Source organism: Rhodothermales bacterium (genome assembly GCA_013002345.1).
Classification (GTDB): domain Bacteria; phylum Bacteroidota; class Rhodothermia; order Rhodothermales; family JABDKH01; genus JABDKH01.
This window is the reverse complement of sequence record JABDKH010000243.1, coordinates 1-13,150: the sequence shown is the minus strand read 5'-3', so window position 1 is coordinate 13,150 and position 13,150 is coordinate 1. Positions and strand designations below refer to the sequence as shown.

General features: G+C 58.6%; 10 protein-coding genes. 6 read left to right on the top strand and 4 right to left on the bottom strand.

Going from position 1 to position 13,150, the window contains the following annotated elements:
* Together HKN37_12010 and HKN37_12005 are read right to left on the bottom strand one after the other, a co-directional pair.
* The coding region (locus tag HKN37_12010) for a dienelactone hydrolase family protein (GenBank protein ID NNE47369.1) at window positions 1-284 on the bottom strand (284 nt) is incomplete at its 3' end.
* A gap of 244 nt (window positions 285-528) precedes the next feature.
* A complete protein-coding gene (locus HKN37_12005; protein NNE47368.1) occupies window positions 529-1,854 on the bottom strand; it encodes an amidohydrolase family protein in 1,326 nt (441 codons plus the stop codon).
* Between the two features lie 253 nt (window positions 1,855-2,107).
* Between HKN37_12005 and proB the strand changes: the two genes are divergently transcribed.
* The 4 genes from proB (at window position 2,108) to HKN37_11985 (ending at window position 7,815) form a co-directional block, all read left to right on the top strand.
* Window positions 2,108-3,208, top strand: a complete 1,101-nt coding sequence (proB, locus tag HKN37_12000) for a glutamate 5-kinase (GenBank protein NNE47367.1) — start codon at window positions 2,108-2,110, stop codon at window positions 3,206-3,208.
* A 9-nt stretch (window positions 3,209-3,217) separates the two neighbouring features.
* Entirely contained in the window at window positions 3,218-4,498 is a 1,281-nt protein-coding gene (locus HKN37_11995) for a glutamate-5-semialdehyde dehydrogenase (protein ID NNE47366.1), read from the top strand.
* Between the two features lie 141 nt (window positions 4,499-4,639).
* Window positions 4,640-5,449, top strand: coding sequence for a glycyl-radical enzyme activating protein (locus tag HKN37_11990; protein ID NNE47365.1), 810 nt, complete (start codon window positions 4,640-4,642; stop codon window positions 5,447-5,449).
* 2 nt (window positions 5,450-5,451) lie between these two features.
* A complete protein-coding gene (locus HKN37_11985) occupies window positions 5,452-7,815 on the top strand; it encodes a glycyl radical protein (protein NNE47364.1) in 2,364 nt (787 codons plus the stop codon).
* A 38-nt stretch (window positions 7,816-7,853) separates the two neighbouring features.
* On the opposite strand, the gene HKN37_11980 is transcribed toward HKN37_11985, so the two are convergent.
* A complete protein-coding gene (locus tag HKN37_11980) occupies window positions 7,854-9,500 on the bottom strand; it encodes a M24 family metallopeptidase (protein ID NNE47363.1) in 1,647 nt (548 codons plus the stop codon).
* Between the two features lie 202 nt (window positions 9,501-9,702).
* Between HKN37_11980 and HKN37_11975 the strand changes: the two genes are divergently transcribed.
* Window positions 9,703-10,155 (top strand): hypothetical protein, encoded by a 453-nt coding sequence (locus tag HKN37_11975; protein ID NNE47362.1) that lies wholly within the window; start codon window positions 9,703-9,705, stop codon window positions 10,153-10,155.
* 62 nt (window positions 10,156-10,217) lie between these two features.
* Here the strand turns inward: HKN37_11975 and HKN37_11970 are convergent, their stop codons facing one another.
* Window positions 10,218-12,587: a protein kinase gene (locus tag HKN37_11970; GenBank protein ID NNE47361.1), complete on the bottom strand. Its 2,370-nt coding sequence runs from the start codon at window positions 12,585-12,587 to the stop codon at window positions 10,218-10,220.
* 358 nt (window positions 12,588-12,945) lie between these two features.
* Here HKN37_11970 and HKN37_11965 point away from each other — a divergent pair.
* The coding region (locus HKN37_11965) for a helix-turn-helix transcriptional regulator (GenBank protein NNE47360.1) at window positions 12,946-13,150 on the top strand (205 nt) is incomplete at its 3' end.

Sequence of the window (13,150 nt, the reverse complement as noted above, 5' to 3'; positions counted from 1 at the left end):
CTGCCGATCTGTTGTGCGAACGTCATAGCGTCGTCGGGATGCTCCGCTGTCTTGCCGTCGCCATACATGTCGATGGCCAGTGCGGTGTAACCGAGTTCAGCAAGCATCTCCGCGCGCCGACGACTGTATTCATTGTGACCCCACCATTCGTGCACGACAAGCACTCCAGGTCTCTGACTGTCGATCGACGAGTCATAGGCGAGATAGCCCTTCATCGTAACGTCGCCGGACGTATAGTCGATCTGTTGCGTGATAATCGAAGTTGCCGCGGCATCGTCAGCCATGTCTGGACGCTCCGCGTCTGTACACGCAGCGAGCAGTAGAACACTGATCGAAACCAGCCATAAGTTTTTGTTGTGCATAGAGTTGTGGGATCTTTGGCTCATGTTGAACGGCCGTGTGTGACACAAAATATACGCAGGCTCCGGTGCCTGTGCCTCGCGTTCGTATCACGACACGGGAATCGCGGACGGTCGGAATCGAAGACCCCGGCAGCATTCGTCGATTCAGTCCGGCTCGTCGCGTCCACTACTCCCAGATTCCTGCCGGCGCCTGATACACCTGGCCGCCCTTCATCACAAAGACGACGTCGTGCAGTGTCGTGATGTCGTCGATTGGATTCGCGCGAACGGCGATGAGATCGGCGAACTTACCGACCTCGATACTACCGACGTCTGCAGACATCCCCATCAACGCGGCGGCTGTCAATGTCGCCGAGCGAATCACATCCAATGGAGACATCCCGTAGTCGACCATGAGTTCCATTTCACGGAAGTTATCGCCGTGGGCCAAGGCTCCCGCATCCGTGCCGAACGCGATCCGAACGTCTTTATTCATCGCGCTGCGGAAGACTCGCTCGTGAGACGCGACAATCTTCGCTCTGAGATCCGGCCACGATTCTTTGGGGCCTTCCGGAATGTAGACGTACATCGTGGGTACCCAGTAGGTGCCGTGCTCGACCATGAGGTCAAGTGTCTTGTCGTCCAGCAAGAACCCGTGTTCGATGGAGTACGCACCCGCGCGGACGGCGTCGGTAGCACCGGGACCGCCGTAGGCATGGATGGCGACGGGCTTCTCGAATCGAGCGGCCTCTTCGACAACCGCACGAATGTCATCGTAGCTGTACTGCGACAGGACCTTCATCGTCACGGGATTGATATGGCGAAGTGTGCCCGTGGTGTAGAGCTTGATCAGGTCGGCTCCGTACTTGATCTGGTGACGCACCTCGCGGATGAGTTCGTCTCGTGTGTCGGCGATGGCGCCGAACTGGGGTACGTCAATTTGCGGGGCCAGGCCTGACTGATTCATATGGCCCGCGGTGATGCTGATGGCACGTGTCGCCACCTGCATCCGAGGACCCTCCACAAGCCCGTCTTCGATGGCATCTCGAAGGGCCACGTCGGCCCAGTCGGCGCCTTCAGAATCGATGTCGCGAACCGTCGTGAAGCCCGCCATAAGCGTGGCGCGTGCGCCTGCAACTCCTTCCACGGTGCGGTACGGAATCGACTTGTACAGAATCGGGTTCTCGTCGGAGTAGTCGGGCTGGAGCAGCAGGTGGGTATGCGTGTCGATGAGCCCCGGCAGCAGCACGTAATCGCTCAGGTCAACCTCGATGGTACCGGGTGGCACCGGGACATCAGTTCCAACGGCCGTGATTCGATCATTGGTGACGATGACGCGGGCGTTCGAAATCACTCGGCCGGTGTTCACGTCGAGCATGCGGCCGGCTCGAACAACGACAACATCAGCGGCGTCCTGACCCAGGACACGTGGCGCTGTCGGCATGCAGAGGAGAGCTAGCAGCGCGACAATCGTCGTGCCACGGTATGTTCGGCTGATGTAAGCACTGGCCATTATGGATCTCTCCTGAAAAGTGTAAGCGTCTGGTCTAAACGTTATTACACCTGCGGATCGGAAAATGCAATTTGAATGTTCACGATCCGGAATTCTTTCGGGATACACCTGATCCAGTCGCAGCAATTCCAGCGGCAGCGCAGGCGTCCGGGTATGCAGCGTTTGTCTGTGACATGGCCGCCCGATGGCCCTATCTTGCCCCGGAAGGGGTTATCGGGGGCACTGCCAGCCACCCTGAAGCACATCACCGCATATGTACAAGAGGATCATTGTCAAGGTTGGAACCAGTGTTCTGACCAGCGGAACTGACAAGTTGGATCGCTCGCACATGGTCGAGCTCGTCCGCCAGTCCGCTGATCTTCATCGTCAGGGATTGGACCTCATCATATGTTCCTCGGGAGCGATTGCCGCAGGACGCGAGAAGCTGCGATATCATGGCCATGAGTCATCTATCTCCGAGAAGCAGATGCTTGCCGCGGTTGGCCAGTCTTCTTTGATCCGAGCCTGGGAGAGCCTGTTCGACCTTTTTGACATTCCCGTTGGGCAGGTTCTGTTAACGCGCGCGGACATCGGCCACCGCCTGAGTTTCCTGAACGCTCGAGACACCCTGCTCACCCTTCTTGAGCACCGAATCGTACCCATCGTGAACGAGAATGACGCTGTCGCAACAGCCGAGATTCGAGTCGGTGACAACGACAATCTGTCGGCGCTCGTCGGTCTGGTAGCGGAGGCCGATCTTCTGCTGCTGCTAACCGATCAGCAAGGCCTTTTCACGTCCGACCCCGCGAAGAACCCGGAGGCCGAACTCATTCCCGAAGTACAGGCGATCGACGATACGCTGAAGAGACTCGCCGGTACGAGCACTTCGGGCCTGGGCGTGGGTGGCATGGTGACCAAGCTGGAAGCAGCCGATACCGCGCGCAGAGCAGGGGCCGACGTGATTATCGCCTCAGGGCACACGGCGAACGTCATCCTTCGCGCTGCGCGGCGAGAGCCGGTCGGGACCGTGTTCCGAGCCCGTGAAAGCCCCCTCGAACAGCGGAAGAAACGAATACTCGCGGGTTCGCGTCCGGACGGACGTATCATTGTCGACGAGGGTGCGGCGCGCGCGCTGATCACCGACGGAAGCAGCCTGCTACCGGCAGGTATATCCAACATCACGGGCGCATTCGATCGGGGCGATCCGGTGGCGATCGCCGATGCAGGTGGAAAGGAGATCGCCATCGGGATTTCACGCTACGGATCTGTGGAAGCACATCGCATAGCAGGTGCCCACTCGGACGGGATTCAGGATATTCTGGGTTATGCATTCGGACCTGTCGTAGTCCACCGAAACGACATGATCGTGCTCTGATATACCGATATGAATCAAGTGACGACAACAAAACTCGAACTCCTGGGCCAGCGTGCTCGTGCGGCGTCGCGTGTACTGTCCTCCGTGGGAACGCGGAAGAAGAATGACGCGCTCGAGGCGATCGCGACGGCTATCGAGAAGAACACGCGAGAGATCCTTACAGAAAACGCCGCCGACGTCGATAAGGCGCGAGCCAACGGCTTGAATGACGCTCTGCTTGATCGACTCCTGCTGGATGAGGTACGCGTTACGGGGCTAGCCCGTGACACCCGCAAAATCATCGACCTCCCCGATCCGGTTGGACGTGACATCGAGAGCCGCATCCTGCCCAATGGCCTCCGCCTCACGAAACGGCGTGTGCCAATCGGAGTCCTCGGCGTGATCTACGAGGCTCGGCCCAACGTGACCATTGATATCGCAACACTGTGCGTAAAGACGGGCAACACGGTCATCCTTCGCGGTGGAAGCGAGACGATTCGCAGCAACATGGCACTGACGAACGTGATCCGAGATGCCCTTGATTCGGCTGGACTTCCCGTCGACACCGTACAGTACATCGACGACCCCGATCGCGCTCTTGTAACCGAATTGCTCCAACTCGACGATTACGTCGACATGATCGTACCACGCGGCGGGGCGCGACTGCATCAGCTATGCCGCAAACAGAGCACAATCCCCGTTATCACGGGCGGAATGGGCATCTGTCACATTTTCATTGACGAGAGCGCAGACCTCGATCGGGCCGTTGATATTGTGGAGAACGCGAAGGTGCAACGGCCCAGTGTATGTAATGCTCTGGACACACTTCTTGTGCATCGATCGGTGGCCGGTACTGTGCTCCCGGCGGTCGCAAGTCGACTGGCCGACAGCGGCGTCGAGATCCGTGCCGAGGAGGAAGCCTTCGCGATGCTCAAGAAGCTCGGGGGACAAGTGAATGTGACCGAAGCGGGTCCGGATGACTTCGATCGGGAGTGGCTGTCGCTGGTGTTGGGAGTGCGCATCGTTGGACACATCGACGACGCCATCGCTCACATACAGGCACACAGCACCGAGCACTCCGACAGCATTCTTACCAACAGCCAGACCAACGCGGAGCGATTTATCTCCGAAGTGAACTCCGCAGCCGTTTATGTGAACGCGAGCACACGCTTCACGGACGGCGGTGAGTTCGGCCTCGGTGCAGAGGTGGCCGTAAGCACTCAGAAACTGCACGCTCGCGGGCCCATGGGGCTCGAGGAGCTGACGACATACAAATGGATCGTCATCGGCGACGGTCATATCCGCGAGTGACGTCGCCATCACCGTAAGGGAATCCATCGCACGTCGCGCAGGTATCAACCCGTTTCGCGTCCGGTCCCGAAATGCGTCATTAGTGTTTGCGATCGACACAGTAGATTCTTCCGGTACCATTACACACCGCCATCCCGGCCCATGAGCCAGTCCGGCATCATATTCGATGTTAAGCGCTTTGCAGTTCACGACGGGCCGGGAATCCGTACGACGGTTTTTTTCAAGGGATGCCCGCTCAATTGCCAGTGGTGCCACAATCCGGAGAGCCGGCGCCACCGCCCCGAGGCACTTCCGATGAACGGGTATCATCGGTGTGCGCGCTGGCTGCGACCAGACGAGCCGGGAGTCGTTGGAAAAGAGGTGACGGCCGAAAGGTGTCTGTCGGAAATCGAAAAGGACGTGATCTTCTATGATCAGTCGGGAGGCGGTGTCACGTTCTCCGGCGGCGAACCGCTCATGCAACCGGCTTTTCTGGGCGCACTTCTGAGTGGGTGTCGAAGCCGAAACATCCAGACCGCAATCGACACCTCCGGCCATGCGGCATGGTCGGATATCGAACCACTGCTGCCGGAGACCGACCTGTTCCTCTACGACCTCAAGATCGTGGATGATGAGCAGCATCGGCTGCGTACCGGTGTGAGCAACGACCAGATCATAGAAAACCTGAAGCGCCTGCACGATGCGAGTGCGCACGTTATTATCCGGGTACCTCTCATTCCCGGTATTACAGACACGACCACGAACCTGACGGACATCAGAAGTCTGGTAGACTCAATGGACGGTGTCACGGATTTGCACCTGCTACCCTACAACACGATTGCACGAGACAAGTATCGTCGGTTCGGAAAGACCGATCCAATGGACCATCTTCAGAAACAAACGCCCGACGAATTACAGGCGATCCGGACTCTTTTTTCCGGGCACGACCTGGATGTCAAAATCGGCGGATGACTATGAACGAACGAATCCGAACACTCCGGCAGAAGAGCCTCGACGCGAAGCCTCATCTTTCGTCAGAGCGAGCCGAGCTGATCACGGAGTTCTACAAGACCGGTGTTCCGGATCGAACGTCGGTACCCGAAGCGCGAGCCCTGGCGTTCGCTCACATTCTCGATCACAAAGAGATATTCATCGATCAGGGTGAACTCATCGTCGGTGAGCGAGGACCGCGTCCGAAGTCGACGCCGTCGTATCCCGAGATCTGCACGCACACGCTTGACGATCTCGACATCCTCAATGATCGCGACAAGATCCCGTACGCCGTAGACCAGCACACGCGGCGCGTGACCGGAGATACGTTGCTTCCGTTCTGGAAGGGACGCTCGATTCGAGATCGGATCTTCAATGCTCTCGACGACGAATGGAAGGCCGCCTACGGCGCCGGAGTCTTCACCGAGTTCATGGAGCAGCGTGCACCGGGCCATACGGTACTCGATGACAAGATCTATCGAAGAGGTTTTCTGGATTTCAAGAACGACATCAGAGAGAGCCTCTCGTCGATCGACTTCCTGGAAGATCCACGCGCTTTACAGAAACGAGATCAACTTCAGGCCATGTCGATCGCGGCGGACGCTATCGTGCGGTTCGCGCAACGACACGCGGCGAAAGCACGTGAACTGGCTGCGAATGAACCGAACGCGGAACGCAAGTCCGAGCTGACGACAATCGCGGAGACGTGCAGTCGCGTTCCCGCTCATGCCCCGCGCACGTTTCGGGAGGCGCTGCAGTACTACTGGTTCGTGCATCTGGGTGTGATCACCGAGCTCAACACGTGGGACTCGTTCAATCCCGGGCGCCTCGACCAGCACCTCTACCCTTTCTATCAGAGAGAGATCGCGGCCGGAACACTCACTCAGGATCAGGCGCGTGAACTTCTGCAGGCGTTCTGGATCAAGTTCAACAACCAGCCCGCACCCCCGAAGGTGGGCGTTACCGCACGGGAAAGCGCAACGTACACGGACTTCTGCCTGATCAACGTGGGCGGTGTCAAGTCCGACGGGTCGGACGGCGTCAACGAGCTGACGTACCTCATCCTCGACGTCATCGAGGAAATGAGGTTACTCCAGCCCAGCTCGATGGTGCAGATCAGCCGGAAGAACCCCGACCGGTTCGTGAAGCGTGCCATCGACGTCGTGAAGACCGGATTCGGGCAGCCGTCGATGTTCAATACCGAGGCCCTCGTCCAGGAAATGCTCCGCCACGGTAAGTCCATCGAAGATGCGCGTGACGGCGGGGCCAGCGGATGCGTCGAGACCGGCGCGTTCGGAAAGGAAGCCTATATCCTGACGGGGTATTTCAATCTCGTCAAAGTGCTGGAGATCGCGGTGAACAACGGAGTGGATCCGCGAACTGGTGACATGGTCGGGATCGAGACAGGTCAGCCTCAAAGTTGGAACACGTTTGAGGGTTTCTTCGACGCCTTCAGGCGCCAACTTGACCACTTCGTTAACATCAAGATCAAGGGTAACCGGATCATCGAGGACCTGTACGCACGCTATCTGCCGGCACCCTTCATGTCGATCCTGATTGACGACTGCATTGCTAGCGGAGTCGACTACAACGCGGGCGGCGCGCGCTACAATTCGTCATACATACAGGGTGTCGGCCTCGGGACCATCACGGACTCGCTGTCCGCAATCAAGCATCACGTCTTCGATCGCAAATCAACAAGGATGGAGACCTTGCTTGGAGCGCTCGCGTCCAACTTCTCCGGATTTGAAGACCTTCGGGCCTCACTTCTGGAAGAAACACCGCGATATGGAAACGACGATGATGATGCGGATGACGTCATGAAGCTTGTCTTTGAGGCGTTCTTCGATGCAGTCGACGGCCGGCCGAATACAAAAGGCGGGCATCATCGCATCAATCTTCTTCCGACCACCAGCCACGTGTATTTCGGCAGCGTAGTGGGAGCGACACCGGACGGAAGACTGGCAGGTGAACCGCTATCGGAAGGAGTCTCGCCCGTTCAGGGTGCGGACCGCAGCGGCCCCACGGCGGTGCTGAAATCTGCCGCCAAGATCGATCATCTGAGGACGGGTGGCACTTTGTTGAATCAGAAGTTTACGCCTGAATTCCTCAGCGACCCGAGCGGCGTGGAGAAGCTCATGCACCTGGTGCGATCGTACTTCACGATGGACGGGCATCACATCCAGTTCAACGTCGTGACGGCCGGTATCCTTCGCGAGGCACAGCAGCATCCGGAGAAGTACTCGGACCTCATCGTCCGCGTCGCCGGATACAGCGACTACTTCGTCGACCTGGGTGAGGACCTGCAGAACGAGATCATCCGACGAACCGAGCACATGGCGGTCTAGGAACGAGCGTTGACCCGCGGAAGTGCTCGAGTTCGACGCTAGTCGTGCTCCACTCCATTCACGTCTACGAGTCCGGCTTCTTCATTGCCCAGGCCTTTCGCAGCCATCAGGGTTTCGATCTCACTCACCGTTTTCGGTGCCTTCGCGGACAGCACGACAGGATCGCCTTCCGTGATAAGCACGTCATCCTCAATCCGGATTCCGATGTTCCACCACTTCGGATCGACATCGTCTGCGGGCGTAATGTAGATGCCGGGTTCGACGGTGATCACCGTGCCCGGTCGCAGTGGACCATAGTCGCCGACGTCGTGGACGTAGAGGCCCAGATAGTGGCTGGTCCCGTGAACAAAGAAGCGCCTCGACTCCTCCGCGCTTCCGATCAGGCCTAACTCCACCAGCCCGTCGGAGATTACCGCACGCGCCGCGGCATCCGGATCGTTGAACATGTTGCCGGGCCGGGATACCTCGATGCCCGCGTTCTGGGCGCGAAGTACGAGTTCATAGAGCGACCTCTGTTCCGAAGAGAACGTTCCATCGACGGGAACGGTGCGCGTGATGTCCGCGCTGTAGCCGTGGTACTCCGCACCGATGTCCATTACGACGACGTCGTGCGCCTCCATTCGTCGCCGGTTGCTCTCGTAGTGGAGTACCGTCGAATTCTCCCCGCTGCCTACGATACTCGGAAAGCCCGTGTACTCGGCACCATTTCTCCGAAAGACATATTCAATGAGAGCCTCGATCTCATACTCATGCATGCCGGGCTCGATAGACTTCATCGCTTCGCGCTGCGCAGCGGCCGTAATGTCAATTGCGCGCTGCATGAGGGTGATCTCCTCGTCGGTCTTCACCATTCTGAGCTGTGCCAGCGCAGTCTGCAGCGTCATCCCGTCAGCATACTGCGAATCGATATTCTCCCGCCTCCATGTGATCCAGTCGTCATATGTCTCCGCCGCGACAAGGGCGTCGAACATATCGCGCGACGTGCCCTCGAAGTTGTCGGCCTGAAGTCGGGATGCCGCAAACATTTTCAGCCGATCGAACTGATCCGCATCTGCCATCATCATGTACTGCCCCGCCATGCGCGCCATGCGCCCCGTTGTTTCCATCGTAAAGGGGTTCGCGATCTGCCTGAAGAACCCGACCTGTGCGCCCAGTTCGGAGGTCTCCTCGACACCTTCGGGCAACGCAAGATGCGCGAAGCGAATGTCCTTCCGCTCGGCCAGCCCGCCAACGATCTCTTCGAAACGATCGTTACCGACAACGAGTTGGATGCCTAGCTCGACCTGCGCGCGCTCGACGCCGAATCGACGACCGATAACCGACTCCATCATCGGATTCCGGGGCGGTACCATCAAAAGTTCCGTAACCGCCTCACCGTCGACTTCGATACCTCCCGACGCCAGCAGCAGAACACTACCCGGCTCCGTTGTGCCCGTCAGGTAGTAGAGGTCGCTCGACTGGCGATATTCGAAGGAGACATCGTTTTCCCGGTTGCGCTCCGCTCCACCAAAAATGACGCCCACGGTGCCAGCGGGAATGGCGCTGGACAATGCGGCCCTGCGGCCCTGGTGAAACGATGGGGCCAGAAGGTCCGTATCGTATCGAACAGGCGACTCCGGAAGAGAAGGCTGAGACAGGACTACCTGTACCGTGCAAAGCAGAACGATAGTGAGCGTGAGGCGCATTGAATCGGAAGGGTTTGTGAGATTGAGATGCGTCAACACCGGTACGAGGCGGCGGATGTACAGTTTCGCACATTTCGCTTTGTCACTGGAGCCACGGGGAAACGTAGGGGATTGCATCGCAGAGGAATGGCGACATAACTCCTACCTTGCCGGCATACAGACCGCAGCACGGAAGCATGACGACTGACTGAGGGTGATTCTCATGTTCGTACCCGTAATCCACAATCGGGCGACACCCAACGACGACCATAAGGAGCTGGCGGCGGCCCTGAAGCTGCTCGCCGGTTATGAATGCAAGCGCGATGCCCAGCAGGCGCACACGATGCTTGTCAGGCTCACCGAGAGTGATCGCCGGGATATATCCGAGGACGCCCGTACCGTGTTGAGTGAGGGGCTCAGGAAGGACTGGTTTGAGGATCGGAAGCCGTTCTACCAGGATCTGGTGGCACTCGCCAGCAAGTCAGGGAGTCGTCCGAATGTGAATGCGCTGTCCAGGCTCACGATACCCGTGGGACTCATGGCACTTCTTGGAGGACTGGTGTTGTTCTATACTGAGACGAGCAGCGGCGGTGAACTCGACATGTCGTGGGTGATCATCGCGGTCGGCGTTCTTGCTGTGGCGTTGGCGGGAGTCTTCGCGCTGAAGCACTACTAGTTGGATACTCGCGCATTGCGCTGTGCGGTGGATGTGGGCGTGGCCACCAGATGACTGGAGGATTACGGATAGCCGAGCTGTGTAAGCAGGTCTCGGAATCGCGGGTCCTCGCGGATGGGATCGTAGATCGACCAGGCAAAGTAGTTCAGATATGAGTTCCCGAGGCCCGCAGCTTCGTCCAGCAATTCGGCTGCCGCGTCATACTCACCGAGACCGATGTGGGCCCAGGCTTCCACGATCGGGCTTATGCTGCCACCATTGATCCCTTCGATGCGGAGGAGAATTGCGCGAGCATCCGCCTCATTACCCTCCAGGGCCAGGATCATGGCGGACAGTCCAAGACAATCGATCAATTGACACTTCTCTGCTGCCTCAAGTGCCAGGCGCCGGTCTCCCATCCCGAAGTAAGACATAGAAAGATGGAGTCGGCCCATATCGAAGTCCGGAAAGACCTCGAGCGACCGCTTGGACCATCGGAGAGCCTCCTCGAAATCCCGAGACGATACGTACGGAATGGCCTGGCTCGCATTTATGATGGGGGACAGCGGATCTACCTCCAGGGCACGCTGCAGGTGGACCTCCGAGGCATCGTACTCGCCGAGGGCCTGAAGCATCTCTGCAAACCACTGGTGCCCGGTGGCGTAGTCCGGATCCAGGGAGAGAGCTTTTTCAAAGAGTGATTTCGCGGACTCCAGCCTCCGATCGAACTGACCGTGAATCATCGCCAGGGCAACGTATCCCTCGGCAAGATCGGGGTCGATGCGGACCGCCGTTTCTGCCGCCTCCCGTCCACGCTCAAAGGCATCAAGGGCGGGGAGATGTCCCCAGTCCGCAGAAATCGTCAATGCATCGGCGAGTCCGGCATATGCTCGGGCATAGTCGGGGTCGAGCTCGATGGCCTGCTGAAAGAGTTCGACGGATCTACCCAGTCCCTCTTCCGTGCGCGAATCCCACTGCTGCCTCCCCTGCAGATAGAGCGTGTAGGCGGCCAGGTTTTCGGTGCCGTGCTGACTTAGACGAGATGACTCAGCCCCCGTCAATTCGATCTGGAGTGCACCAACAATGGAGCGTGTGATGTCTTCCTGCACGGCGAAGACGTCGTCGATTCTGCGGTCATATCGCTCACTCCACAATTGGAACCCGTCGGCCGCATTTACCAGCTCTGCCGTCACGCGCAGATTATCCCCGTCGCGACGTACGCTTCCCTCCAGGACCAGGTCGACACTGAGTTGCTCTGCAATAGTACTGATGTCCTCGTTCTTATCCTTGAAGTAGAACGTGCTGGATCGCGCGGCAACCCTGAGATCCTTGAGCTTACTGAGTCCGTACATCAGCTCTTCGGCTATGCCATCGCCGATGTATTCGTGGTCACGGCCCGGACTCAGATCCGTAAATGGAAGGACGGCGATTGCACGGGCCTGATCCGTGCCGCTGCTCGTCGCGGGCGCCGGCTGACCATCGACGCCCCCGGAGTAATTGAGGAAGAGTCCAACGATAGCGACCAGCATCACGACCGTCAGCGCCGCTGCAGCGGAGAACAGCTGCGTCTTTGTCCAGCCGCTCCGCTTTACGCGCCTGGTGGTTTTGCCCGGCGGACCTGCGGAGGAAGCTCGAACGTCTTCCAGCGCAGCCGAAAGCTCTGCGGCAGACTGATACCGGTTGGCCGGATCTTTCTGCAAGAGTTCATCCACGACCGCTGCGACTTCGTGCGGCACCTCAGCGCGGAGCGTCTCAATCGGCGGATGGGCTTCGTTCAGGATGGCGTACGCAATCGCTGCGTCGTAGTCGCCCTCAAACGGCCGCCGACCGGTCATCATCTCGTACAGAATAATTCCGAGCGACCACAGATCCGTACGATGATCCACCGATTCGTTGCGAGCCTGCTCGGGGCTCATGTAGGCTGCCGTTCCAAGTGTAGAGCCCGTCTGCGTCAACTCCAGTCCGCCCGCGAGCTTGGCTACTCCGAAGTCGAGAATCTTGACCTCGCCGTGATCCGTGACCATGATGTTGGCGGGCTTCATGTCTCGATGAACGATGCCCGCCGCGTGCGCCCGCTGGAGACCACTCGCAAGTTGAGATCCGATGTCCAAGCACTCCGTGACCGGTAGCGCCCCTTCCTGGAGCCGGTACTTTAGCGTCTGACCATCATAGAACGCCATGACGATAAAGAGCTGCGTCGCATCCGAGCCAGGCACGGGCGCCTCGCCGATGTCGAATATCGAGCAGATGTTCGCGTGGTCGAGTGCCGAAGCCGCGCGCGCCTCTTGCATGAAGCGCTGTTTTGCATCCTCGTTGCCGCTCATCTGAGGCGGCAAGAACTTCAGCGCAACGAGACGGTGGAGTCGCGTATCCTCCGCCTTGTAGACGATGCCCATGCCGCCCTGACCGAGCTGCTCGATGATCCGGTAATGCGATATAGTCGTGCCGATCATGCGCTGCTGCTGCGAGAGTCAATCTGGTGGTCGTCAAAATGGCGTGCGCAGAAGATACGCTCCTGATCCACGTGGCGGAGGACATATTGGACCGAACCGCCCGACTGACATGCGGGGCTGCTACGGGTAATGATGAGTCGGCGGCGCCGAGCCCCTGGGGTGGATTTTGCGGCAATCGAAGTACGGAAAGCAAGCCAGCGACACGCCCTCATACACCCTCTGTCGACGCGTCAAATATGCACCGGAACGTAATCTTCCGCCCCTGATCACCAAAAACAGGAAGGAAATGCAGTTTCATTTGTTAACCAAAACATTTAACTTAATAGTTACACCAAATTGTTAATTTGCATTCACAGTCTTGTCGGCAGCAACCAGCACAGATCTCAAGGCACCGGCCGACGCGCTCGACACCGAGCAGCAGATCCTTGAGGCCGCCCTGAATGTCTTCTCAAGGAAGGGCCGGGACGGCGCACGCATGCAGGAGATCGCCGATCTGGCCGGCATCAACAAGGCCCTCCTCCACTACTACTTCCGCTCCAAGAACGGCCTGTACGAGCGCGTCT